Source organism: Marinomonas sp. IMCC 4694 (genome assembly GCF_008122525.1).
In the GTDB taxonomy this organism is placed as follows: Bacteria; Pseudomonadota; Gammaproteobacteria; order Pseudomonadales; family Marinomonadaceae; genus Marinomonas.
The window spans coordinates 546,165-571,642 of the sequence record NZ_VSRV01000001.1; the positions used below are offsets into that span (position 1 = coordinate 546,165).

Below are 25,478 nucleotides of genomic sequence, written 5' to 3' on the forward strand. Positions count from 1 at the left end.
TATTCATACCGACCTAGGGTCTAGGGAAGGCACGAACAAGTCCTTGCCATGAGACAATTCATTTTTAATCTTCGAGTTTAACCATGTAACATCAACTGGCTGCTGAGGCTTAGATAAGAATGACGCCAAACTGGCGATGCTGTTTGCCTTAGCCAATGTCTTTAGAGTTGACCAGATGATTCGAGCCGCAAGGTATTAATCCGTTCAAAAGCCCCTAAATAAAGCTGAATGAGCTTATTTAGGGGCGGAAAGTGCTAGAATGAGCTACATATTGTACTTTTTTCTTGAATGAAAGAAGTTTAGTGTGTTTCGACTTCTTAATTGCAGTTTCCCTAAGCTTTTGCAGTATTTTGTGCATGATTTCTTTGCAAGTAATATGAAGCGCTTGTTAATTCTTTTTATCAATATTAAAGGTGTGCCAGCTCGCGTCTAAATAATGTCTCTAATACTTGTGCTGTTGGTGTTAGGGGGGTGCCTCGGAGTCGAATAATTCCCACGGTGACATCACCCGGTTGTGGCGATATATCAAACGTTTGTACGGCGTTGCCGCAGAGTGGATCATCAAATAAACGTGCAGGACCATAACCGATTAAATCCGTGCGTCTCATCATTTCTAGCATTAAAAAGGGGGATGAACACTCCACAATGTGTGCTGGGCGAGGCAAATTTTGTTGCGTCAACCAAGTCAGGAAAAGGTTTGAACTACTGCCTTGGCTTAAATTCAGCACCCAGCGTTGCTGTAATAACGTGGGCCAGTCATGTGAATGCGCCACGGGGTGCGCTTCTCGTCCCGCCACGCAGGAGCGAATAGCAACCATAGGCGTGAAGCTTAATTCGGAGGGCAGCTGAGTGGAGGCGGCAATGGCGACCCCAAAATCCAGTCTGCCTTCTAGCAAGTCAGGAATAATGCCGGTCAATAAACCTTCTTTTAAACTTAAACTAGCGTCGGGTAAGGCTTGGGTAAACTGCCGATAAATAGACGGAAAAAAAGACACCATGGTCACCGGTGTTAATCCCACCCGCACTCGTCCGCCACGCCCACCGGCAATCTGTTTGATTTCATCGCGCGCGGATTCAAGCGTTTCTAACACTAACCGTGCTCGCCTTAATAGCGCTTCCCCCGCGAACGTGAAGCTAACACCTCGATAACTGCGTTGAAATAATTCGGCGCCTAAGTCGATTTCTAACTCTCGCATGGTGCGGGTTAGCGCGCTTTGACTGATGCCCATATTGCGCGCGGCTGCTCGAATAGAGCCGTTATCGGCGATTTGAACCAAGCCTCTAATTTGTTGATGCTTCATGGTTAGATGACCTCAAAATGTGTTCACCATGGCGATATTAGTGTCTTTTATCACTAAGTGAAAGTCCTATACTCGACTATATCGTTGCTACAGAGAATAATAAAATGACCAGTCAACTACTTGATAAAGACACGATGCAAGCTTGGCGACATCAGATTCATCAACAGCCAGAGCTAGGGTTTGAAGAACATGCTACCAGTCAGCTGGTGGCGGAAAATTTACGCCAGTGGGGCTACGAAGTGACGACAGGGTTAGCCGTTACGGGTGTCGTTGGTAAAATGGTGTTTGGTGATGGGAAAGGACTAAGCATTGGCCTGCGAGCCGATATGGATGCCCTGCCATTACAAGAACAAACCGGTTTGCCATGGCAAAGTCAGCAGAGTGGTAAGATGCACGCCTGTGGGCATGATGGTCATACCGCTATGTTGTTAGGCGCGGCGAAGGCGTTAGCCAGCCTTAAAGAGCAAGCGAATTACCCTTTAAATGGCACGCTCATCATGATTTTTCAGCCAGCTGAGGAAGTCGGTGGCGGCGGCGGCGCTCAGCGCATGTTGGACGAGGGGTTGTTCACGCGTTTTCCTTGCGATGAAATCTATGCGTTACATAATTTCCCCGGTACTCCGGTGGGGCAATGTGTCTTTCGCCCTGGCCCATTTATGTGCTCATCAGATAAAGTTCGCATTCAAATCAAAGGCAAAGGCGGCCATGGTGGCTTGCCTCAGCTTGCCATTGATCCAACCCCGCCTTTAGCGGCAATGGTACTGGGGCTTCAGGCTATTGTGGCGCGTAATCTTGATCCGTTAGACACCGGTGTAGTCAGTATCGGAAGACTACAAGCGGGGACGACGTACAATATCATTCCAGAAACATCTCAACTTGAACTGAGTGTGAGAGCCTTGCAGCCACATGCTCGCAAGCGCCTCCATGAACGCATTAAAACCTTATGTGAACAGACCGCAAGCGCCTATGAATGCGAGGCTGAAGTGCTGATTGAAGAAGGCTATCCTGTGCTGATTAATCATCTCTCACCCGTGCAACGCATAGTGTCTGCCGCGAAAGCAGTATTTGGCCAAGATGGCGTCGATGATCAAGGGCGGCCTCTGACGGGCAGTGAAGATTTTGCTTATATGTTACAGGCCGTGCCTGGCTGTTACGTATTGATTGGTAATGGCGACAATGGCTATACCAAAGGCCAGCCGCTTGCCGGCCCATGCAGTGTTCATAACCCTCATTATGATTTTAACGACGAAATATTGGTGCAAGGCGCACAGTTATGGGTGCAACTCATTACGGAGGCGTTTCGAACGCGCTAGCATTATTTGAAACTGAGTACGATGACTAAAAACGAACGCTAAAAATAACAAAATAATAGTATGATAACAACAAAAGGTGACCGGTATGACTTTAGTTTCTAGCAAACCAATCTTTAATAAATCCATAAAAACCAAAGCATCATTAGGTGTGGCGGTATTGGTGACGAGCCTTAGCTTTCAGGCTCAAGCGACCACTTTTACCCTTTCTAACTGGGTGCCGCCGACGCATTTCGTTACCACGGATATTCTGAATGTATGGGCTGAACAAGTGCAAACGGCTACCGAGGGGCGTGTCAAAATTCGTATGCTCCCGAAACCTGTCGGCACGCCTGCACAGCACTGGGAGTTAGCCCGTAAAGGCATTGTGGATATTACTTGGGGCAATTTTACCTATGAGCCCGATCGTTTTAAATCTATCTGGTTTGCTGAAATGCCATTTAATGGCGAAGATGTTGAGGCCTCTTCTGTCGCACTATGGGATACCTATGAAACATACCTAGCCGGCAATCCGACTTATGCTGGCGTGAAAATGTTAGGGGTGGGATCGTTGGGGCCAGGCGTTATTAATCACGGTAGTAAAGCCATCGTATCGTCTGAAGACATTGCCAATCAAAAAATCCGCATGGGCGGACCCATTCAAAAACGATTAATAGAAGAGTTGGGTGCGGTCCCCATTGCCGCGCCAGCAACAAAGGCTTATGAGCTGTTAGCAGGACAAGTGTTAGACGGTTCCTTGCATACGTTGGAATCGGTGGTGAACTTTCGTCTAACCGACCAGCTATCGCACCATACATTAATCCCCGGTGGCTTTTATGACGGTACGTTTTTTCTCGTCATGAACGAAGGTAAATGGAAAAGATTGTCCGCCGCCGATCAGGCCACGGTGATGTCTGTTTCGGGTAAGGTTTTTTCCCGCCTATGGGGACAAACTTTTCAGCGAGAAATTGATCAAGCTTATGCCCAATTGCGTGAGGAAGGACACCAATTTAGCCAGCCTACCGAAGAATTCATGGCGAAAATTGGTTCAGTGCGTCAGCAGATGATACAAGACTGGGCAGCCGAGCATGATAGTTATGGTATCGAGCAACCACTCGAAATGCTTGACTACTATCGTCAGCGTTACACCGATCTTTCTAAATAATAGTCAGCGTTAACAAGAACGGCGAGACCGTTCTTGTTAACGCGAGGAGAACGTATTGTGAAGTTTATTATTCATAGTTTTCAGAGCACTATTCGGTTTTTGCTGATTCTGTCACTGAGCGCCATGGTTATACTGACCTTTGGTGATGTGTTGGGGCGCCGTCTATTTAATACGCCGATTTATGGTGCTCATGATCTAACTGAACACTTGATGGCGTTAATCGTTTTTTGTGGTTTACCTTTACTCACCTCGGTTCGAGGGCATTTGGCGGTCGATTTGTTTGATCGCTGTATTATGCAGCCGAAAATGGCTTGGTGGCGCGCTTGTATTAGCCTTATGGTGGCGGCCATCTTGTTTCTTATTGGTTTTCAATTTGCGATAGCCGCTAAGGAAGCTGTTTTTATTCAAGAGGTTAGCCAAGAGTTACTGATTCCGCGCTACTACTTATACACAGTAATGAGCGTTAGTGGCTTCATCAGCGGCGTAGCGGCTTTATTACCAGAATCTAACAATAATATGAATAACAGCGATTCGGCCTTGACCAAGGGCCCGTTGTCTAGGGAGAGTGGTTTATGATGACGGGCTTAATCGCGCTAATTGCCGTTTTGGCATTGGCTTTTTTGCGTGTCCCTTTGGCCTTTGCCTTATTAGGTGTGTCCATTATTGGCTTAGGGGTGCTACTGGGGGCTGAATCATCAATATCGATGGTGTCAATGACGATTACTGAAGCGGTATTTTCTTATGAATTAGCCGTCGTACCGCTTTTTATTCTAATGGGGAATGTTCTATCTAGGACGGGTATTTCGTCCGACTTATTCCGTGCTGCCAATGCCTATCTTGGTCATGTTAGAGGCGGTCTTGCCTTGTCGACCATGGTGACGTGTGCGGGCTTTAGTGCCGTGTGTGGTTCCAGTCTTGCCACGGCCGCGACTATGTCAAAGGTCGCTTATCCTAGTATGAAAAAGTACGGCTACTCCAATTCGCTGGCGTCGGCATCGATTGCTGCTGGTGGGACGCTAGGCATATTAATTCCGCCTTCTATTATCTTGATGATTTATGGCATTTTAACCCAGACCAATATTGGTCAACTTTTTGTTGCGGGGGTCATTCCTGGGTTACTGGGCTTAACGTTTTATATGTTAGCGATTTATGTGATCGCCATTTTACGTCCTGCAGAAGCACCACGAGGCGAAAAATCAACCACCGTGGAAAAGTATTATGCCTTGAAAGGTGTATGGCCATTTTGCTTGCTTTTTGTGCTGATTATTGGCGGTATTTACGCCAAGATTTTTACGGCAACGGAAGCCGCAGGAATGGGTGCCGGCTTTGCACTGCTGGTTTCTATGTTTCAAAAGCGTATTAGCATAGCGGACTTTAAAGTTATTTTTCTGGATTCCGCCTTCACTTCAGTGATGCTCTACTGTGTGCTGTTTGGTGCCATGTTGTTCGCCAAGCTGATTGCTTTTTCAGGACTGGGTGAGTCTCTATTGGAGATGGTTGCGCAAGCAGATTTAAGCCCTTATCAGCTTATTTTTGCCATCCTGTTTGTGTTTCTTATATTGGGTTGCGTGATGGATTCGCTGGCGATTATTTTGATCTGTGTGCCGTTGTTTATTCCGATTGTGGTTGCCAATGGATTCGATCTAGTGTGGTTCGGCATTGTGGTGGTGGTAGTCACCGAAATCGCGTTGATCACGCCGCCAATAGGCATGAATGTGTTTGTGCTCAAAGCGGCCTTGCCAGAAGTCGCCATAAAGGACATTTTCAAAGGCTTGGTCCCCTTTATCGCGGTCGATGTATTACGTTTATTGCTGCTGGTTTTCTTCCCTATACTAACGTTGTTCTTAGTGAAATTTATGAAGTAGAGGCGGCTGTCGGCAAGAGTGTGCAGAAAAAAACGCCTATGACTTACCCCCAAGTAATCTGAAATAGTGGTTACTTGAGGGGGGGCTTCACGCGCCTTAATAGCGTTAACAAGGCGTAAATCCCCGTTCCTAGTACCACGCCCCAAAAAGCGGAACCGATACCGAGTATTTCAATGCCTGAGGCGGTGGTCATAAAGGTAATGGCCGCCGCATCAATATTGGCGGTGTCTTTCAAGGCGAGAGTCAGGCTATTAAATATCGCCCCCAAAAGCGCTAAGCCTGCGATGATGGCAATCATTTGAGCTGGAAAAGTAGTGAAAAACAGCACAATACTACCGGCGAAAATACCGCCAAGCAGATAGAAAACACCATTAAAAATGCCGGCAATGTAGCGTTTGCTCGCATCGGGATGAGCATCCGAGCTGGCACAGATTGGCGCGGTAATGGCCGCTATCACCGTCGTGATGCCGCCAAAAAATGCGATGGGGATGGACACTAGGCCGAGCAAACTAATAATCGGGCGAGTCGCGACCTGATAGCCAAAGGTCTTTAATATTGTAAACCCAGGTAAGAATTGCCCCGTTAAGCTGACAATCACTAAGGGCAACGCCAAACTCAGTGTGGACGACCAAGTCCATTGCGGTGTTATCCAAGTGGGGGACGCGAGTTGCCAAGAAAAATGGCTAAAATCCGTGTCTAAAAAAAGCACCGAAAGCGTGCCGCCTAAGACCACCATCAGCATTAAAGAATAGCGATTGCTCATGGTCTTAAAAATGACGTAGCCAACCAGCATGGCCATGGTTAAGAGAGGGGCGCTGGTTAATGCTTCGAAGGCGGAAAGGCCAAAATTAAACAGAATGCCCGCCATCATGGCCGCCGCGACACTGGCCGGAATAAGGTTGATAATCTTGTCAAACCAACCGCTTATGCCGATAAGAAAAATAATAATAGCCGCAGTGATATAGGCCGCTACTGCTTCGCTTAAACTCAACTGAGGGAATAACGTCACCAATAACGCGGTCCCTGGAGCCGACCACGCGGTGATAACGGGGGCACGAAACACAATACTCAGCACAATACCGCTTATGCCCGCGCCAATAGAAATAGCAAAGACCCATGAGGTCATCATTTGGGGATCAATATTGGCGCTGCGGGCGGCTTGGAAAAAAATCGCCAAAGGACCAGAGTAAGACACAAGCACGGCAATTAAGCCTGCAATAACCGTCGATAGGTGAATATCTTTAATCATAATGAGGCCCTTGCATGGCGATGGTGAAATTAAGAGGATTTTGCAGCGATGGCTTTCACTTCCAAAAAGTAGCCCGCCGTGCCACATAAAGAGGCCGCGCCAATGGCTGTCCAAGCAGGCAAACAACCGGCGAAATACAGGTTTCGAACTTCCATATACAGCGGTAAATCTCGCATGTCAGTATGATAGCTGGTGATCTCGACAACATCGGCAAAATCCATCTTAGCGGTATGCAAGACGGCCTTCATGTTTTCAAAACATTGAATAAATTGCTGGCGTTTTTCTTCCACCAGTTGCCGCTTTGAGTCGCGGCCTATTTGCCCTGCAATATAGAGCGTGTTACCGCTCAGTACGCCAGGAGCATAGCCGATTTCGTCACGAATGAATTCCATACCGTGCGGAACAATAGCGCTGCGCTGTGTCATGATGATTACCTTAGGGTGAAAAAATAAAAAGCCAGCTACTAACTAAGTGGCTGGCTGTGATGGACGAACCTTAACCTAGGTCGCCACCACCAACGGGAAGGGTGGAGCCAGTAATATAGGAGGATTCGTCACTGGCAAAGAACAGGATGGCATTGGCTTGCTCTTGCGTTGAGCTGTAGCGTTTCATTAGGCTGGAGTCGACGGTTTGATCGACGATTTCTTGGTACCAGATTTTTTCTTGCTCTGTCATGGTTGCTTGGTTGCGGGGGATCTTGCGTTCACCCACGTCCGTTCCTCCTGGCGCGACGGCATTGACTCGAATTCCGTAGCGAGCATTTTCAAACGCTAAGGAAGCGGTCATCGCATTGACTCCGCCTTTTGCCGCTGAATAGGGAACACGGTTAAGGCTGCGAGTGGCAATCGAGGAGACATTGACAATATTGCCTGCTTGTTGCGCTTGCATGATATCGAGCACCGCATGACAGCACCACAGTGTAGGGAACAGCGAGCGTCGAATTTCGGCTTCGATCTGCACTTCTTCGTAGTGCTCATAAGGCTTAGCCCAGATGGTGCCACCAACATTGTTGATCAAAATGTCGATGCGACCAAATTGCTTTACCGCGGTTTGCATGGCTTGATGGCATTCGGTGAACTTTTCTAGATCAGCAATAATGACCAAAACGTCTTTTGCCCCCGCCGCTCTAGCTTCTTCGGCGACGTCATAGACGAGTTCTGAACGATCCAGTAAAACGAGCGTGGCTTTTTCTTCTGCCATTTGCAAAGCAACTTGACGGCCAATACTTTGTGCTGAGCCGGTAATGACCGCTACTTTATTCTCAAAACGTAATGCTCTCATGCTGGTTTTCCTTAATGGCTGCTGGCCGCAAACTTTTCATAGTAGAAGTTAGCAGGCACGATATTTTTCTCTTTCATAAAGTGACTCACCGCTTCGACCATAGGAGGAGGCCCACACAAATAAATGTCTACATCGCCATTGTTGAGGTGAGCGGCATCAATGTGGTTGGTGACATAGCCTTTTTGTGGCCATGCGCTTTCTTCTGATGCCACGCAAGCACTGACGGTGACATTGTCGATGCTCGCAGCAAAGGCTTCTAATTTTTCCATTTCGACTAAGTCAGAATCATAAGTGACGCCATAGATAAGGTGCACAGGGTGGTTTGTGCCTGTGGCCTTAATGCTTTCTAGCATCGCCAGAAAAGGCGCTAAGCCGGTTCCCCCTGCGAGCATCAGAATAGGGCGTTTGATATCACGCAAATAAAAACTACCGAATGGGCCGCTTAGCTTGATGTCATCACCGACTTTCGCGGACTCCGTCATAAAGGTGCTCATTAGACCATTAGGGACGACGCGAATTAAAAAGGACGCTGAACCATTGCTTTCTTGCATCAACGAACTAAAAGAATAAGCGCGTTTTTGATCTGTTCCGGGCACATGTAAATTAACGTATTGGCCCGGTAGAAAATGCATCGCTTTGACTTGCTCGCCTGCCACGCTAAAACTAAGGGTTGAATCGGAAAGGCGATTCAATTCAAGAATCTGCCCATGGATGTCTTCTTGTTTGCTACGCACACAGACTTCGGAGGAGGCCGGTACGGAAATAGCGCAGTCAGATTCCAAGCGCATGCAGCAGGTCAATACCATGCCCGCACTCACTTCTTCGTCGGACAGTGCGTCTTCAATGTAGTCGGTCATTTCAAATTGCCCTGACTCAGACTTGCATTTGCAGGTACCACAAGCCCCATCGCGACAATCCATAGGAATATTTAAACCAGAACGGTACGCCGCATCGGCAACGGTTTCACCAGGAAGGGTGTGAACAAAACGAGTGACCCCGTCTTCAAAATTTAATGCAACTTTATACATGGAAACCACCTTGAGCCCCTTTGAAGAGGCTACTTTTTATTAGGTCATGAGCAAATACATGCCATCAGCAAAACGTTGTTTATTAAACGTGATAAATATCAATGACGTGATGAATGTAGTCGTTCACCAGAATGATTTTTTTACGTTTAATGAGCATCTGACCCTCTGCATTTTTGACGAGGGTAACGAAGGTTGTACCAAAATACGTGTCGACAGTTTTGTAGCGGTAGCTGTTGGTGCTCCAATTATAACGAACGTCGGCGCTTTGCTCTGTGCTCTGAATCACCTCAATGTTGCCAAGAATGTGGCTCGTTCTGGCTTCAGGTAAGCTAGAGGCACTAGAACGTTCAGTTTTAATGCGGAAGATTCGGTCCTCTAACCCGCCTTTGTGGGCGTAATACATCAGAGACACTTCTCTTTGAGGGTCTGTTACCAGTTCACCATCGTCGTCCCAGCTGGGCATCCAGAAATCAACCTCTGGATGGTAAAAAGTCAGCCATTTGTCCCATTCTTTGTCATCCAGACTGCGCGCTTCGGCGTAGAGAAAATTGCGTATTGCTTCGTATTGAATTGTCATAACGTACTCCTCACTGTTGCGCTTGGTCGGTTGATACTTGAGACAGTTGTTCTTGATCTTTTTCTAAGGCATCCGTCATCGCATCGACCCAGTATTGATGCTGAACTTTAAATAAGCCTTCATCTTCGGATTTTTTCCCGCTTAATAAGGGCTTCAAGTCGATTTTCTGAGCGGCTTCATCTGGGCCTTGAACCCAGTGTTTCGCACCACGAGACAAGTCATTCCACGGTAATTCGCTGCCCAAGAAGCCTTCTTGGCAAGAGCGAAATTCTTCTAAATCGTCTGGGGTCGCCATGCCGGAAGCGTTGAAGAAATCTTCATATTGACGAATGCGTTGTGCTCGTGCCGTGTCACTTTCGCCCTTAGGCGCAATGCAATAAATCGTCACTTCCGTTTGATTAACCGAAATAGGGCGGAAAGTACGGATCTGTGAGCTGAACTGATCCATCAAGAAGACATTCGGATACAAGCATAAGTTGCGTAGATTAGAGATCATCCAGTCCGCACGGTCTGCGCCGAAATCTTTTTCTAGTTCAGCACGACGTTCGGCTAAGGGACGATCCTCAGGGTTAGGCCAGCGCATCCATAACAGGATATGGCCGTGCTCAAACGCATAGAAGCCCCCTTGTTGCTTGTTCCACGTACTGGCATCCATGGCTTTGGTGTCGTCCACCGCGTCGTCTAATTTGCGACGTGCGGTTGTGGCAACATAGTTCCAATGGACGGAAGAAACGTGGTAACCATCGGCACCGTTTTCGGCTTGGACTTTCCAGTTGCCGTCGTAAGTATAAGTGGATGAGCCTCTGAGGACTTCTAGGCCTTGTGGTGATTGGTCAACAATCATATCGATGATTTTGGCGGCTTCACCAAGGTGTTTGGTGAGCGGTTTGACATCAGGGTTGATGCTGCCAAATAAGAAGCCACGGTAGGATTCAAAACGCGCGACTTTTTTAAGGTTGTGTGAGCCGTCGCAGTTAAATGAATCCGGGTAGCCAGCTTCTGTTACGTCTTTTACTTTGATTAATTTGCCTGAGTTATTAAAACTCCAGCCATGGAATGGGCAAGTCATCACCGACTTGTTGCCTTTTTTGGTACGGCACAGCATGGCGCCTCGGTGGCTACAAGCATTGATAAAGCAGTTTAGCTCATCGTCTTTGTTGCGCGCGATAAAAATGGGTTGACGTCCAATGTAACCGGTAAAGAAATCATTTTTATTAGGGATTTGGCTTTCGTGAGCAAGATAGATCCAATTGCCTTCGAAAATATGTTTTACCTCAAGATCAAATAACTCTGGATCGGTAAACATGTCACGACGAGCTCGATAAAGACCCTTGTCCGTATCGACTTCCATCATACTTTTTATTTTTTTAATGAGTTCGTTATGCATTGTAATGCCCTCCTGATTTTTAAACAGGTTAGGCTTTGATTGTGTTGGTCACTATCCAGCAAGTGTTTTTCTTTATCCGCTCTCTGCAAAAAAGCGCAAAAAATGGCATTTGAGGGCAAAGCTATAGACAAAGCTCGCCACAAAAAGCCTGACACAATAACGCCTATTAGACTGACTAATCGTCGCTATATGTACATTATTAGCGGGTATGAACGGATATGAGCTGGTGAATAACGCGGGTGAAAAACCATCTTAATGTTGGTTTAACGCTGTGGCGTGGTTCAAATAAACCCCACAGCCGATAAAGGCATCGCCTTCCAGCTTGGTAATGTAAAGCAGCTTATCAGCCACTTGATCGGTTTGTGGGTTATTAAAACGAAACTGGTAGCCATTAATGCCTTTTGTTTTTGCTAGGCTAATCATCTCTTGCACCATCAAGCGGCCATCGGCATCTTTGGTGTGATAAAGATTTTTGCCCACCATTTCAGGATTGGCACCGTATGCTAATACGTCACCGTTGAAAGTGATCGCGACGATGAACAGCTCGCCCTGGATGAAGTTTCCATTGGGGTCTGAAAAGTCGGAGAAAGACGTCGCCTCACCCTTTTCCTTGATGTGTTCTAGCGCTTTTATGAGTAGCTTCTTGGCATCGTCTGGATGAAATAGGCGGAATTGCCCAATTGTCGTCTTTGCGAGCTTAGAAAAAACGGACAGTTGTGTGACAGCGTTGAGGTTTGAATGAACATCTTTACGGCTTTCTTGCATGGCTGAAACAACCTGCTGCAAGGTTTCAGAAAGCCCTAGCGCAGTATTTTTTTGTTCGCTGGTGGTGTGATTTATCGTTTGTAGTTCCAGTGCCACACGCTTTATTTGTTCGACTATATCTTGTAGTGCCTGCTTAGAAAGGTTGGCTTCCTGCTTGGCTTGATTGGCGGCTTGTTCACTTGCCGCCATGTCTACTAAGGCTTTTTGCAATTCGGCTTGCATGGCTTCCACGGTTTCGCTTATTTGTTCGGTTGCGTTGGCTGTTTGGGTTGCTAGTTTACGCACTTCATCGGAGACAACAGCAAAACCACGTCCATGCTCACCTGCTCTGGCGGCTTCGATGGCGGCATTTAGCGCTAATAAATTCGTTTGTGAGGCAATGCCTTTGATTAATTCAACAATTTTATTAATCTCATGGTTGCGCTGGCGAAGCTGGTTCATGGTGACCGCACAGAGATGAATATGGTCAGAGATTTTGTTAATAGACATAAGATTTTGTTGGATCTTGGTTTGACCTTGTTCTGCAACGTTCATTGCTTGCGCTGCGTTTTGCGTGGCAAGGTGGCAGGTTTTTGCGACATCTAAAGCGATGGCTGATAGCTCCTTACTGGCGGCGGCAGAAGTACTGAGCTGATCACCAACGGTATCAATATTGTGTACTAAATTTGCGGAATTTTTTTGCAGTAGTTGAGCGGATATAGACACATTGACCGTACCCTCAGAAAGCAAGGCCAGGGTGTTTTTGAGGTGTTGAGAAAAGGCATTAATCGTCGTGTTAAGACGGTTGTTGGCACCTTTACTGGTATCAATAGTCCTGGTGAAATCCCCATTTGATAAGGCGGTAATGACTTTTTCAAGATCGCTGTCAATCTGTCTACGCGCTGTTTGATTACCTGTGGTTAGGGTATAAATGGCTAAAAAGAGCATGACAACCGATAAGCCGAAGACGATTTTCAGGAACAACACTGAGACGTCGTTCAAAAAAAGGGCAGTGCCTGTGCTCAGGCTAATTGCAACGCAAAGTACTGAAATAAGGGAGTTGATCTTAGGCATAAATATTTCCAGCAGTGGTTTTTATTTATTTATTTCACCTTAGCTCAGTCACCAATCAAACCACAACAGTCGACAGTATAAGCTTGCATTTTTTGGACATTGATCTGCATCTTGCGGCTATTGTTATGGCTCGCTCTTCTCTTTAATCGATATCGACTAATAATAAAAATGATATCGAGGCTTACAATGAACAAAAAAAATAAGATCGTTAGCAAGGTTTTGGTAGGAGTATCGGCAATGGGTTTTGGCTTTGCTGCCATAGCCGCAGACCCCAATCCTATCAAGGTAGGTGTCATGCTTCCGTTTAGCGGTGTCTACGGTGGTTTAGGAGATGCGACGCGCAATGGCTTGAAGATGGCATTTCAAGAACACGCTGTTGAATTGCATGGTCGTCAGATCGAATTCATTGAAATGGATACCGAGGCTCAGCCTTCGCGCGCGCCTGAAATAGCCAACTTATTGTTAAATAAAGAACGCGCTGATTTTATTGTAGGACCGGTGCATTCTGGCGTCGCAATGGGCATGATCAAGGTATTGAAAGATAAAGATACCATTATGATCATTCCTAATGCGGGCATCGATGCCGCCACCGGGCCTTTGTGTGCGCCGAATATTTTCCGTACGTCGTTTTCTTCTTGGCAGCCTTCTTATCCGATGGGCAAAATCGCTCTTGAACAAGGTTTCAAAAAAGTCATTACCATGAGTTGGAACTATGGTTTTGGCAAAGAAAGTCTTGATGCGTTTGAAGAGTCATTTGAAAGTGGCGGTGGCGAAATTGTTAAAAAAATTTTAGTACCTTTCCCTAAAACAGAATTCCAGTCTTACTTGTCTGAAATTGGCACCATTCAGCCCGATGCGGTGTTTGTGTTTTTTGCCGGTGGTGGCGCGGTTAAATTTGTTAAAGACTACGATGCGATGGGATTAAAAAGCAAAATTCCATTACTGGGTGCTGGCTTCTTAACCGAGGGAACCTTGGAGGCTCAAGGCGATTCGGCGGAAGGTATACAAACCACCTTGCATTATGCGGACTCTCTTGATAACCCAGAAAACCAGCGTTTTCGTCGTGACTATCAAGCAAACTTTGGCAAGCCTTCTGACCTGTACGCGGTGCAAGGCTATGACACGGGGCTGATGATTGCGAGCGCCGTCAAGGCGTTAAAAGGGGACATTAGCGATCAAGGTGCCTTAATTAAAGCGTTAGAAACAACGGAAGTTATCAGTCCTCGTGGTGCTTTTACTTTCTCTAAAGCACACAACCCAATCCAAAATATTTACTTACGCCGCGTTGAAAATGGTGAAAACCAAGTGATCAAACTGGCCGCATCAGCGCTTGAAGATCCCGCTCGCGGTTGCAAAATGTAGGTCGCCTTTAGTCCGTCTTTTGCGCTTCTTTGCTCTGTGATGTTTCAGTAGAGAAGTGCTTTTTTCTTTTCAAAATTGTGTAGGTTTTATGATGGATAGTACCCTTTTTCTCGTGCAGTTGATCAATGGTATTCAGTATGGGCTGTTGTTGTTTTTGATCGCGTCGGGCCTGACTTTAGTGTTCGGTGTGATGGGGATTTTGAATCTGGCGCATGGTTCCATGTACATGGTTGGGGCGTATCTTGCTTGGTATTTTGTCCAACAGACTGGCAGCTTTGCGCTCAGTGCGCTTATTTCTGCGGTCATTGCCTTATGCATTGGCGTGGTTGTGGAGCGAACGCTCATTCGGCAGCTGTATCGGCGTAACCACTTAGATCAAGTGTTACTGACCATAGGGATGATTTTTGTCTTCAATGCCTTGCAAAGCTTGCTTTGGGGGAATGATCCGCTGGGCGTGGATGTCCCTGAAGCGTTAGCGGCGTCGATTCCCTTGACCGGTATTATTGAGTACCCAGTCTATCGTATTTTTGTGGCGGTGTTCTGTGTTGTGGTCGCCACTGCCATGTATTACGTCATCAATAAAACGCGTCTTGGGATGTTGATTCGGGCCGGTGAGTCAAATCGTGAAATGGTGGAATGCCTAGGGGTCGACATTAGCCGTCTTTATACCATTGTGTTTGCAATTGGGGTGATGTTGGCAGCGGTGGCGGGGGTGATTGCTGCGCCGATTAGTTCCATTGTTCCTGGTATGGGGGAACACATCTTAATCTCTTGTTTTGTGGTTGTGGTGATCGGTGGAATGGGCTCTATCAAAGGCGCTTTTGTTGGCACCTTGTTGGTGGGGTTGGTCGATACATTTGCCTCGGTACTGGTACCAGAATTATCCAGCATGATGATCTATGTATTTATGGCCTTCGTCCTTCTATTAAAACCTCAAGGTTTGTTTTCATCCTAATAAGGAGTTTGGATTATGTTATTCAAAAAACGCGCTGAACGACTGTTTATGTGGGTGTTTTTTCCCTTGGCATTGCTCATGCCGATGTTTCTGGAGCAAAATGAGTACTATGTTAATAAACTGACGACCATTATGATTTTGTCGATCTTTGTCATGTCGTTAGATTACTTGGTTGGTAAGTGTGGTTTGATCACTTTGGGTCACGCTATGTTCTATGGCTTAGGCGGCTACATTTTTGTGATCTTAGCACCGGAATACGAAGCAGTGAATTTCTGGGTTTATACCTTTTATATTTGCGCTATTTCGGCGGCTATCGCGCTTGTGATCGGCTTATTAGTGCTACGTACCAGTGGCATCTATATGATTATGATTACCCTGGCATTTGCGCAAATGACGTTTTATTACTTTTCCGGCTCGATTGATTATGGTGGTACGGACGGCGTATTTGTTTACGTTAAGCCGGATACCAGCATTTTTGGTTTAAGCCTTTTCGATTTAGACAATCCCACGCATTTTTATTATCTCTGCTTGTTGTCCTTATTTAATACCTTGTTGTTTTTTAAGGTGTTGGTGCGTTCTCGGTTCGGTCGAGTTGTTGATGCCATACAGGTGAATCCAGGTCGTACTACGGCCCTAGGTTATAATATTTTCGTTTATAAACTAATGAGTTATGTGGTCGCTTCTGCTTTAGGCGCCTACGCTGGGTATTTGTTTACGCTGCAATATGGGTTTGTTAATCCGTCCATGTTGGCTTGGACTACGTCTGGCACTGCATTGGTGATGTCAATTCTGGGTGGGATTGGTAGTATCTACGGCGCGATATTAGGCACGATTATGTATGAAGGGTTGCACTATACGCTTGAGCATTGGACTGAACATTGGATGCTGTTTATGGGGGGCTTAATTATTTTGATGGTGATGGTGTTTAAGAAAGGTATTGCCGGTTTCTTAGAAGATCTTTTGGAGAAGCGTGATGGAAAATAATGTCATTCTCGAAACAGAGGGCTTGTGTAAATATTGGGGCGGGCTAAAGGCGTTAGACGATTTGTCCTTGGCGTTTCATGATAAACAGCTGCATGGCATCGTAGGTCCCAATGGCGCAGGTAAAAGTACCTTGCTGAATATGTTATGCGGTCACTATAAACCCACCAGTGGCGAGATAATTTACCGCGGTGAATCCATCAGTTCAATCAAGCCCTTCGAATTTGCTCGTCGTGGGATTGGGCGCAGTTTCCAAAAAACCAATATCTATACGAATGCTACGTGTCTAGAGAATTGTTGTGTGGCGGTTCAGCGTTTAATGGGCGGGAGCTTTAACTTCTTTCGGTCTCGTTATTCACAAAAAATGCTTGATGACATCGCCACCAAAGCGCTGGAAAAGGTCGGGCTAGTACATCGTCGCGATTATATTGCATCGCAAATTAGTTATGGTGAGCAAAGACAGCTTGAAATTGCCATGGTGTTGGCGACCTCTCCAGAAGTGTTATTGCTTGATGAACCAATGGCAGGCATGGGACATGAAGAGTCGCAGTTAATCATTGATCTGCTGAATACCTTAAAAAAGGAATATTGCATTGTCTTGGTTGAACATGACATGGATGCGATTTTTGAATTGTCTGATCAGTTGACCGTAATGGTCGACGGGCAACATTTGGTGACAGGAAGCGTGGATGAAGTCAGAGAAGATGCGCGAGTAAAAGAGGCGTATCTTGGTCAAGGCGATGAGGTATATTAATGAGTAATTTATTGGATGTTAAAAGTGTTCACAGCTTGTATGGCGACAGTCATGTATTACACGGCATTAGTTTTTCCCTTGAGGCGGGGCAAACTCTCAGCCTGATGGGGCGTAATGGGATGGGTAAAACCACGACGTTAAAGTCGATTCTAGGTCTGGTGACACCTCGAAGTGGTAACGTCTTTTTTAAAGGTGAAGATATTACCTCGTTAGCCACTTGGCAGAGAATGAAGCGAGATATTGCTTATGTGCCTGAAGGGCGTGGCATGTTTCATAATTTAACCGTGAAAGAGCATTTGCAAGTGGCGGCGCGAGCCAGCGCTCAAGGGAATAAGGCGTGGGACTATGATCGCGTATTGAATACCTTCCCAAGATTAAAGGAGCGGCTTTCAAATTTGGGCACGCAACTCTCTGGGGGTGAGCAGCAGATGTTGGCGATAGGTCGAGCGCTGGTCACGAATCCGGAGTTGCTGATCTTAGATGAAGCAACAGAAGGGCTTGCCCCACTGATCCGAAAAGAAATCTGGGAGGTTATCCGTATCATTAAAGAAACGGGCATATCGACCATCATTGTGGATAAGAATATCCAAGTTCTGCAGAGTCTGTGCGATCGCCATGTGGTATTGGTGAAAGGCCAAGTGGTGATGGACCTTAATGCACAACAGTTGCAGGCTAACTTGGCGCAAGTGGAGAGTCATTTGGGGGTATAAATGTTACCCTGCCACACTGGTGCTGACAGTGGCCGTTAAACAAATTATCGCTTGTGTGCGATAACTTGTTTATGGGGCTGAAAACATAGAACATAGCGGCTCACTTGGTTTATTCTTGAGTCGCTACATTACTGATATTTGTGGCTGATTTTTTGTGGTGTTATTTTGATGATTGCGAATAGGGTCAAATAGGATGTCTGACATAGAAAAAATGAAGCAAGACAACGCCCGTCAAGGCATTGGTTCTTTAGAAATTGGACTGCGAATTTTAAACCTGATTACACAGTCTCCCAAACCACCTACGCTAAAAATACTGTCTGAACAGTTATCACATTCTCCAAGCCGTTTGCATAAATACTTGGTAAGCTTGTTAAGAATGGAATACATCACTCAAATCAATGGCAGCCAATATGCGTTAGGGAAGGCCAGTTTAACTTTAGGCATTGCCGCGATTAAAAAAATAGATCCCATCAGACAAGCGCTTGATGCGGTGGACAGTTTGTCGCAGGAAACCGATAAAACGGTGTCTGTGACTATATGGAATGGGCGTGCTCCGCTGGTGATTAAATGGCTTGATGCTAGCCAGCCTATTGCCGTTAATGTCAGGCTGGGTTCTGAATTGTCGCCGTTCTTTTCGGTATCAGGGCGTATTTTTTTAGCCAATTTACCGTTGGCGAGACGTAAAATACTGGTCAGCGACTTTTTTGAAAATTTGCCAGCTGCCCCTCGATACCAAGGAAAATCGATGAATCAAGAGGCGTTTAATGCGCATTTAGAGCTGATAAAAGCAGACAACCTGTGTGCGTTTTCTGGCGATTTCTTACCAGATATCAACGTGATCGGCAGCGCTATTTACGATATAAATGGCAATGTATCTTCTGTGGTGACCTTAATGGGCATGGCTAACGATTGCAGCACTAAAAAAGACAGCTGGTATCCTAGTCTGGTTAAAAAATACGCCAATCAGGTAACCGACGTTATCTGTGGCAGCCGAAGCCCCTCATCGGCGCTTTAATGTTTCCGATGGCAATTCTGAAAACATTTTTTTGTAGTCAGACGAGAAACGTCCAAGATGCAGAAAACCATAATCCAAAGCGATCTCAGTTACGTTACGTATGTCATTTTTTAGCACAATCTCATTTCTTAAATGCTTGAGTTTGGATTGTTTGATAAAGGCTTTGGGTGTGATGTGGTAATGTTTGGCGAATATGTTATAGACTTTTCTCACGCTAATATGAGCCACGTTAGCCAACTCTTCAATACTGATATCTTGTTTGATATTGCTTTCAATATGGTGCAGTAGTGTGGTGAAACAACGGTCGTTCAATTCTGGGTCTTGTGAGTTCTGCGTGTTGTTATCGAACTGCTGAAAGAGCTTGCGAATCAGAAGGTTTCGGTAAGGGGGTTGCAGTTGCAGACAATCGATTTCTGAGTCATTTGCTTCGTGTAAAATAGCGTCCATAAGACTCAAAAAACCAAGTGACTTGCTTAATTCAATCACCTTTCGTTCGAATAGAACACCAGAGTTTGGAATGACCTTGTTTTGCTCTAGACATAAATTATTAATGAACGCCTGGGGCACCTTCACAATCACTTTCTCACAATCAGCCGAATACGAAATATCCATATTTTCATGTGGATTCATCATCAAGGCTTGGCCAGGCTTTAGTAGCAAAGATTCTTCTTCAAATTGCCAGCAACATTGTCCCTGCGTGACGACTTGAAAATGATAGATATCATTTAAGTCCGCGCAGTGAATTTTCACCTCATTGCCATAGCGAATAGAAGATAACCCCAACTCAGCAAAATTTCGATGTTTAAGCTGAGAGGGCAGAGATTTTCTGTTTTTAACCGATTCGGACAGCAAAGTATGATGCCCAATATGACTATTTATATAATCGGATACTTCAAGCGGGTGAGCTTGGTTAAAAACAACAGCATTACTTAGGGCGTTAAAAAACATAATTGTTAACCATTTTTTTGTAATTATTATTAGTTTTTTTATATTAGGTGAATCTATAGCGACTAACAATGATTAATTATTCGTCTATTCTGATGGTGCTTATGCTCTCCAATCAGGCCTATCGTGATGATGAGTGAATACACGCTGACCCGCTTAGGGTGTGAATATACATCGCTAAGCGGGCAGTATGTCGTGCTTTTAAAAAGCGACGTATTTCAAAGGGTACGGGTTTAAAACGTTACGGGTTTAAAAAAGTTTTTAATAAAGGCACGAGTTGTTCTGGTGCCTCTACCGATGGGACATGTCCTACATTGGGAAGTACCGCGACAGTATTGATTTGTAGTAACGAGGCAAGGCTCTGCATCAATTCAGGTGTGGTCGCTACGTCTTTCTCTCCGCAAATAAGCTGAACAGGAACCGCGCTCGTAGTTAATGAAGCGGACAAATCGATATTGCCCAACCAAGCACAAAGGGCGCCGTAACTGTGGTCATCGACTTTAGCGAGTTGCATTTGCCAGTGGCTTGCCAAGGTAGTGTGGAAGTGGATGCTGTGCTCACTAAACCAACGCATCACTAATGTCGCCGCCATCGTTTCTAAGCCTAAACTCATCACGTCTTGTTGACGCGTTAGCCATGCGTCTTTGGTGCCAATTTTTGCGCCTGTGTTGGTTAAGGTTGCACTCAATAAACGGTCAGAGTGCTGAATAAGCAATTGTTGGCCGATGACACCACCGATTGAAGTGCCCATATAGTGAAATTGCTTGATACCAAGCTCATCGCATTTTTCAATTAATGGATCAACCAAAGCATTCGCTGTTAATGGTGAAGAATTTGGATCAAGGGCAGCACTTAGTCCATGTCCTGGAAGATCCCAGCGGATAACACGAAATTTTTCCAATAACTCTGGGACAATTCCATCCCAAACTTGGCTGTTCATTCCCAAAGGATGGCCCAGAACGATAGCAGGTTTGCTGCTATCGCCTTCCAGTGTAAAAAATAGGTTCTTCATTAAATATCGCTCCGTTCGATTAGCATGGCAATGCCTTGTCCGACGCCAATACACATGGTGCAAATAGCATAGCGTCCGCCTGTGCGTTTTAACTGCATAGCGGCGGATTGTAATAGACGAGCACCAGACATGCCTAATGGATGCCCAAGAGCAATCGCGCCACCATTTGGGTTAATGCGCCCATCTTCTGGTGAAAGGCCCAATTCTTGTATACAGGCTAGCCCTTGTACCGCAAAGGCTTCATTTAATTCGATCACATCCATGTCGGCGAGAGTAAGACCGGTACGTTTTAGCAATTTTTGCACTGCGGGAACAGGTCCCATGCCCATCACTGTCGGCTCCACGCCAGCCGTTGCCATACCAATAATTTTCGCTAAAGGTTCTAGCTTGTGTTTCTCGACTGCTGCTTTACTGGCAATCAACATTGCAGCAGCACCGTCGTTTATACCGGATGCATTGCCTGCCGTTACTGAGCCATTGTCTCTAAACGGCGCTCTTAGTTTTGCTAAATCTTCCAAGGTGGTATCAGGACGTATATGTTCGTCTTGATCGACGATAATTGGATTACCACGTTTTGGCTTGATCGTAATCGGGGTTATTTCTTCGGCGAAGCGGCCTTCTTCTTGTGCCGCTTTGGCTTTTTGTTGAGAACGCAAAGCGAATAAATCTTGTTGTTGACGCGTTATTTTATAGCGCTCAGCAATGTTTTCCGCCGTTTCTGGCATGGATTCCGTGCCATACAATGACTTTAAGACTGGATTAATAAAACGCCAGCCCATGGTAGTGTCTTCTAATGTTTGCTGTCTATCAAACGCTGCGCTTGGTTTGCCCATAACGAATGGAGCACGAGACATGGACTCAACGCCGCCAGCTAATACCAATTCAGCTTCACCGGCTTGAATGGCTCGAAATGCGGTACCGATAGCATCCATACCTGATCCGCATAAACGGTTCATCGTTGTGGCAGACACGCTATAAGGCATGCCAGACAGCAGCGTAGCCATGCGCGCCACGTTACGATTGTCTTCACCTGATTGATTGGCACAACCAAAAATAGCATCGTCAATGGCCGCAGGATCAAGATCTGGTGCATCACTTAGCACCGCTTGAATGACTTGAGCTAACATGTCGTCTGGGCGAACGGCCGCAAGGGAGCCTGCATAACGGCCAACGGCTGAGCGTTTAGGGTGACAGATGTAAACAGAGCTCATATTGCCTCCTGCGCACTGTGTGCTTTTTCAGTTCGTGCTTTTAATTCGCGTAAGACGTGCAGCTCTTTTTCGCTTGGTACTGGAGTGGTTTCAAGAGAGTCGGCAAATTTAATTTCCCAGCCAGTTGCTTCAATGACGTCTTCTGTTGTTGTGCCAGGATGCAAGCTGGTGACAATCAGCTCTTTGGTCGTTGGGTCAGGTTTTAAAATACATAAATCCGTAATCACTACGCTTGGGCCACGACCGATATTTGGTAAATTATCTCTGCCCTTGCCATCACGGCCAAAACCAATTGTAGTGATGAAATCCACATCTTTTACAAAGGTACGTTTTGAGTGCTTAACCGTAATAAAGACTTCTTTGGCATTGGTAGAAATTTCCGGCGCACCGCCACCACCGGGTAAACGGACTCTTGGATTTGCATAACTGTGAGCGCCGTTTTTGCCGTCTTCAGGGTGATTGGCTGCAATAACCGTGGTATTCAGATTAGCAAAACGGTCGATCTGTGCTGTGCCTAAAAAGCCAACATCGATGTGGCCACCTTGTAGCCAATAACGGAACATTTCTGGCACGGATACGGTGGTGAGAGCAGACTCACACAGTTCACCATCGCCAATGGACAAAGGCAACACATCCGGTTTGGTTTGCAAAGTGCCGGATTCGTAAATCAAGGTAACATCAGGAGCATGAGTCAAACGTGCTACGTTAGCGGCTTCGCTAGGTAAACCAATCCCCACAAAGCAGGTCATATTATTCGTCAAGGCGCGTGCTGCTGTGATGGTCATCATTTCAGCAGAAGTATATTGAGTCGTATCATTATGTGTTGTCATATTAAACATCTCCTTGGCCAAACACATGGGATTCTAACCATTGGTTGAAGCTGTCTCTGTCGCGACTGATGTTGTCCCATTGTTTGTAATAGTTGTTGTCTCGGTCGTAATAGCCAAGCGTATAGGAAGGTTTCGCTCCTTCCGGTGTAACTGCAATAGCGTCAATTGTCCATGCTGGTAAGACGCAAGCGTTTGGTGTGACTTCCAAGTTATCGACAATTTCTTCTACTGTGACAATGCTGCGTTTTGCTGACAGAACAACTTCTTTTTGAACACCAATAATTCCTTCGATAAGTACATTGCCAGCGCGATCAGCCTTTTGCGCATGAATAATACCCACATCAGGTTTAATGGCTGGAATGGCCGCTAGCTGCTCGCCAGTAAAAGGGCAAATTATGGATGCAATTTCTTTGTTGACGAGAGGCAACTCACTGCCCACGTAACCGCGAAAAACGGCCAATGGCAGACCTGCTGCGCCAGCTTCATAGGCATTCGCCATAGCGGCATGACTGTGTTCAACCGTTTCTAACGCGCAAGGGTAATCATTTTCTATGGCATCACGAACCCGATGAAGCGATCCAACACCAGGGTTTCCACCCCAAGAAAAAGTTAATTTTCGAACACAACCCGCACCTACTAATTGATCATAGATAAGATCTGGTGTCATACGAATGAGGGACAAGTTACGTCGCTTTTGACGAATAATTTCGTGCCCTGCGGCGAAGGGGATTAGGTGTGTGAAGCCTTCAAGTGCAATGGAGTCACCATCTTTTACATAAGTAGCGACAGCGTCTTTAAGTGTCATAAACTTCGTCATAATGTGTCCTGTTCGTTATACGAATTTAAGTTTGCAATGCGAACAAGATAGATCAATCTAGTATTAATGGTCAAGTCAAAATTTTGTATTTGTTTTTTTTTATCTGTATTTAGATAAAAAATGTGAGGAAAAGTCCCTTTCCTCTAGCTAGCCCGTAACGAATCATAAATAATGACGGGGTTATTAATGGCAATGAGTAAACTGGGTATGAATGAGGAAAAGCTGTCACCGGATCATAGAGATTATGTAGGTGCATTGGCGTCAGGACTGGATGTCATCATGGCATTTGATCCGCAGCATAAGGAAATGACGCTGTCGGAAGTGGCTGAGCAAACGGGAATGGACAGAGCAAAAGCTCGACGTTTTTTGTTAACTCTGCATGCGCTTGGATACATTAAGCGGGAAGGGCGACAGTTTACGTTAACGCCTAAAGTATTGGCGCTCAGCTACGCTTATAATGCCAGTAATGATCATCTCAATGTGGTTGAGCATTATCTGCATGACATCACCGCACAGCTGGGGGAATCTTCGTCTCTTGCCGTGCTTGATCAACAAGACATCATGTATGTGGTTCGTTCGCCAGCAGCCCACCGCTTGATGTCGATAGCTTTAAGTGCTGGAACACGATTGCCTGCTGCTTATACTTCAATGGGTCGTATGCTAGTTGCTAAGTTACCATCAGAAGAACAAAAAGAATGGCTCAAAGATGTTTCTCTTGAGGCGTTCACACCGCATAGTATTGTCGATAAACCTGCTTTTGAGCTGATGCTTAAACAAGTCGCTGAACAGAATTTTTGCATAGTTGATCAGGAGCTAGATCTTGGTCTACGTTCGTTGGCTGTTCTCGCTTTTGCTTTTGATGGATCTTTGCTCGGGGCCATTAATCTCAGTACCAATGCATCGCGAGTAAGTCACCAAACTTTGGTGGAAGAATATTTGCCAGTACTGAGAGAAGTAGCAGAACAAATTCGTTTGCATACCAAATAGCATTGTGCGCGTGAATCGTTATAAACCGTTTGGATGATTATTAATAAGTTTTTTGAGGATCTTGACCGCTAGTGCCGTAATTGAATCCATAGGTTCTTTTCTACGACTAAAAATAACTGGACACGTTATGGACTTATCCTTCAAAGGAATAAACACCACATCATCTCGTCCAAAATGCCTTACTTGCTCGGACACCAGAGTAAACCCCATCTCCGAAGCCACTAATCCTAACGCTGTTTGTAGGTCATTGACCTGTTGAGTCACCTTTGTGGTAAGTCCTCGGCTGGTAAATAATGAAGTACAAATATCAGCGAAGGTAGGAGTGGCGGCCTGACCTGCCGGATATAAGATCATTGGCATCTTCGCTAATTCTTCCAAAGTTGGCTCGCCTTTTTTAAGCAGAGGATGACCAACATGTAATGCGACTAATAAGGGCTCTTGAAACAAGGTAGTTTGTTCCACTTGTTCGTCTGGGATTGTTAAACGACCAAAACCAATATCAATTTTACCTGTTTTTAACGCCTCGATTTGCTCACCTGTTTTTAAATCATGCAGCAAAATATTCGCGTTGGTTTGTTGGCGTAAATCCCTAACCAGAGTAGGTAACTGGCCGTAAAATACGGACGGCACAAACCCAATGCTGAACACAGCCTTTTGTTCTTCTGCGATGCGACAAGTGTTTTCAACGACCATGTCGGCTTTGGCCAACATCTGCTTTGCTTGCTCCCAAAAGTATTTTCCCGCGGGTGTTAACGTTAACCCTCTAGAGTGACGATCGAACAGTTGCGCTCCCACATCTTCTTCCAACTGCTTTATCTGCCTTGTTAGTGGCGGTTGAGCAATAAATAGCTTTTCGGCAGCACGAGTTAGGTTTTTCTCTTCTGCCACCGCACAGAAATAGCGTAAATGTCGAAACTCCATTTTATGGTCTTCTTTTAA

Annotated in this window: 25 protein-coding genes; 11 read left to right on the forward strand and 14 right to left on the reverse strand. The window is 45.7% G+C overall.

What is annotated here, in order from left to right; genetic code table 11:
* Positions 1-407: 407 nt before the first annotated feature.
* Positions 408-1,301: a LysR substrate-binding domain-containing protein gene (locus tag FXV75_RS02530; RefSeq protein WP_148831036.1), complete on the reverse strand. Its 894-nt coding sequence runs from the start codon at positions 1,299-1,301 to the stop codon at positions 408-410.
* Positions 1,302-1,405: 104 nt separating this feature from the next.
* On the opposite strand from FXV75_RS02530, the gene FXV75_RS02535 reads away from it, so the two are divergent.
* From FXV75_RS02535 to FXV75_RS02550, 4 genes are all read left to right on the forward strand, one after another.
* Complete coding sequence (locus tag FXV75_RS02535; protein ID WP_222863083.1) at positions 1,406-2,614, forward strand: M20 aminoacylase family protein; 1,209 nt, start codon at positions 1,406-1,408, stop codon at positions 2,612-2,614.
* An 85-nt stretch (positions 2,615-2,699) separates the two neighbouring features.
* Positions 2,700-3,755: a TRAP transporter substrate-binding protein gene (locus FXV75_RS02540; protein ID WP_148831037.1), complete on the forward strand. Its 1,056-nt coding sequence runs from the start codon at positions 2,700-2,702 to the stop codon at positions 3,753-3,755.
* 57 nt (positions 3,756-3,812) lie between these two features.
* Positions 3,813-4,331 carry a TRAP transporter small permease gene (locus tag FXV75_RS02545; RefSeq protein WP_148831038.1) on the forward strand — a complete coding sequence of 173 codons (519 nt, stop codon included), beginning with the start codon at positions 3,813-3,815 and terminating at the stop codon, positions 4,329-4,331.
* Positions 4,328-5,620 carry a TRAP transporter large permease gene (locus tag FXV75_RS02550; protein WP_148831039.1) on the forward strand — a complete coding sequence of 431 codons (1,293 nt, stop codon included), beginning with the start codon at positions 4,328-4,330 and terminating at the stop codon, positions 5,618-5,620. Before FXV75_RS02545 ends, FXV75_RS02550 begins: the two co-directional genes overlap by 4 nt.
* 70 nt (positions 5,621-5,690) lie before the next feature.
* Here the strand turns inward: FXV75_RS02550 and FXV75_RS02555 are convergent, their stop codons facing one another.
* The 7 genes from FXV75_RS02555 to FXV75_RS02585 all read right to left on the reverse strand — a co-directional run bounded on the left by FXV75_RS02555 (position 5,691) and on the right by FXV75_RS02585 (position 12,960).
* Positions 5,691-6,869 (reverse strand): benzoate/H(+) symporter BenE family transporter, encoded by a 1,179-nt coding sequence (locus FXV75_RS02555; protein ID WP_148831040.1) that lies wholly within the window; start codon positions 6,867-6,869, stop codon positions 5,691-5,693.
* Between the two features lie 29 nt (positions 6,870-6,898).
* Positions 6,899-7,294, reverse strand: a complete 396-nt coding sequence (locus FXV75_RS02560; protein WP_148831041.1) for a Rid family hydrolase — start codon at positions 7,292-7,294, stop codon at positions 6,899-6,901.
* A 70-nt stretch (positions 7,295-7,364) separates the two neighbouring features.
* On the reverse strand, positions 7,365-8,150 hold the full coding sequence (locus FXV75_RS02565; RefSeq protein ID WP_148831042.1) for a 1,6-dihydroxycyclohexa-2,4-diene-1-carboxylate dehydrogenase: 786 nt from the start codon (positions 8,148-8,150) through the stop codon (positions 7,365-7,367).
* Positions 8,151-8,161: 11 nt separating this feature from the next.
* A complete protein-coding gene (benC, locus tag FXV75_RS02570; protein WP_148831043.1) occupies positions 8,162-9,178 on the reverse strand; it encodes a benzoate 1,2-dioxygenase electron transfer component BenC in 1,017 nt (338 codons plus the stop codon).
* Positions 9,179-9,260: 82 nt separating this feature from the next.
* A complete protein-coding gene (gene benB, locus FXV75_RS02575; RefSeq protein ID WP_148831044.1) occupies positions 9,261-9,755 on the reverse strand; it encodes a benzoate 1,2-dioxygenase small subunit in 495 nt (164 codons plus the stop codon).
* 10 nt (positions 9,756-9,765) lie between these two features.
* A complete protein-coding gene (gene benA, locus FXV75_RS02580) occupies positions 9,766-11,142 on the reverse strand; it encodes a benzoate 1,2-dioxygenase large subunit (protein ID WP_148831045.1) in 1,377 nt (458 codons plus the stop codon).
* A gap of 252 nt (positions 11,143-11,394) precedes the next feature.
* Positions 11,395-12,960: a methyl-accepting chemotaxis protein gene (locus FXV75_RS02585; protein WP_148831046.1), complete on the reverse strand. Its 1,566-nt coding sequence runs from the start codon at positions 12,958-12,960 to the stop codon at positions 11,395-11,397.
* 186 nt (positions 12,961-13,146) lie between these two features.
* Between FXV75_RS02585 and FXV75_RS02590 the strand changes: the two genes are divergently transcribed.
* The 6 genes from FXV75_RS02590 to FXV75_RS02615 all read left to right on the forward strand — a co-directional run bounded on the left by FXV75_RS02590 (position 13,147) and on the right by FXV75_RS02615 (position 18,737).
* Entirely contained in the window at positions 13,147-14,322 is a 1,176-nt protein-coding gene (locus FXV75_RS02590) for an ABC transporter substrate-binding protein (RefSeq protein ID WP_148831047.1), read from the forward strand.
* Between the two features lie 91 nt (positions 14,323-14,413).
* Positions 14,414-15,277 carry a branched-chain amino acid ABC transporter permease gene (locus FXV75_RS02595; RefSeq protein ID WP_148835185.1) on the forward strand — a complete coding sequence of 288 codons (864 nt, stop codon included), beginning with the start codon at positions 14,414-14,416 and terminating at the stop codon, positions 15,275-15,277.
* A 15-nt stretch (positions 15,278-15,292) separates the two neighbouring features.
* The gene (locus FXV75_RS02600) at positions 15,293-16,261 is read left to right on the forward strand and encodes a branched-chain amino acid ABC transporter permease (protein ID WP_148831048.1); all 969 of its coding nucleotides are present in this window, start codon (positions 15,293-15,295) and stop codon (positions 16,259-16,261) included.
* A complete protein-coding gene (locus FXV75_RS02605) occupies positions 16,251-17,012 on the forward strand; it encodes an ABC transporter ATP-binding protein (protein ID WP_148831049.1) in 762 nt (253 codons plus the stop codon). The genes FXV75_RS02600 and FXV75_RS02605 overlap by 11 nt, the downstream gene beginning before the upstream one ends.
* Positions 17,012-17,722, forward strand: coding sequence for an ABC transporter ATP-binding protein (locus tag FXV75_RS02610; protein ID WP_148831050.1), 711 nt, complete (start codon positions 17,012-17,014; stop codon positions 17,720-17,722). The genes FXV75_RS02605 and FXV75_RS02610 overlap by 1 nt, the downstream gene beginning before the upstream one ends.
* Positions 17,723-17,915: 193 nt before the next feature.
* Positions 17,916-18,737, forward strand: coding sequence for an IclR family transcriptional regulator (locus FXV75_RS02615; protein ID WP_148831051.1), 822 nt, complete (start codon positions 17,916-17,918; stop codon positions 18,735-18,737).
* Here FXV75_RS02615 and FXV75_RS02620 read toward each other — a convergent pair.
* The 5 genes from FXV75_RS02620 to FXV75_RS02640 all read right to left on the reverse strand — a co-directional run bounded on the left by FXV75_RS02620 (position 18,723) and on the right by FXV75_RS02640 (position 23,552).
* The gene (locus FXV75_RS02620; RefSeq protein WP_148831052.1) at positions 18,723-19,685 is read right to left on the reverse strand and encodes an AraC family transcriptional regulator; all 963 of its coding nucleotides are present in this window, start codon (positions 19,683-19,685) and stop codon (positions 18,723-18,725) included. The genes FXV75_RS02615 and FXV75_RS02620 overlap by 15 nt on opposite strands.
* A 238-nt stretch (positions 19,686-19,923) precedes the next feature.
* A complete protein-coding gene (locus FXV75_RS02625; protein WP_148831053.1) occupies positions 19,924-20,694 on the reverse strand; it encodes an alpha/beta fold hydrolase in 771 nt (256 codons plus the stop codon).
* A complete protein-coding gene (pcaF, locus tag FXV75_RS02630; RefSeq protein ID WP_148831054.1) occupies positions 20,694-21,905 on the reverse strand; it encodes a 3-oxoadipyl-CoA thiolase in 1,212 nt (403 codons plus the stop codon). The genes FXV75_RS02625 and pcaF overlap by 1 nt, the downstream gene beginning before the upstream one ends.
* Positions 21,902-22,735: a CoA-transferase subunit beta gene (locus FXV75_RS02635; protein WP_148831055.1), complete on the reverse strand. Its 834-nt coding sequence runs from the start codon at positions 22,733-22,735 to the stop codon at positions 21,902-21,904. Before FXV75_RS02635 ends, pcaF begins: the two co-directional genes overlap by 4 nt.
* Before the next feature lies 1 nt (position 22,736).
* Positions 22,737-23,552, reverse strand: coding sequence for a CoA transferase subunit A (locus tag FXV75_RS02640; RefSeq protein ID WP_148831056.1), 816 nt, complete (start codon positions 23,550-23,552; stop codon positions 22,737-22,739).
* 186 nt (positions 23,553-23,738) lie between these two features.
* Here FXV75_RS02640 and FXV75_RS02645 point away from each other — a divergent pair, with 186 nt between their 5' ends.
* The gene (locus FXV75_RS02645; protein ID WP_148831057.1) at positions 23,739-24,539 is read left to right on the forward strand and encodes an IclR family transcriptional regulator C-terminal domain-containing protein; all 801 of its coding nucleotides are present in this window, start codon (positions 23,739-23,741) and stop codon (positions 24,537-24,539) included.
* An 18-nt stretch (positions 24,540-24,557) separates the two neighbouring features.
* On the opposite strand, the gene FXV75_RS02650 is transcribed toward FXV75_RS02645, so the two are convergent.
* Positions 24,558-25,460, reverse strand: a complete 903-nt coding sequence (locus tag FXV75_RS02650) for a LysR family transcriptional regulator (protein WP_148831058.1) — start codon at positions 25,458-25,460, stop codon at positions 24,558-24,560.
* Positions 25,461-25,478 lie beyond the last annotated feature (18 nt).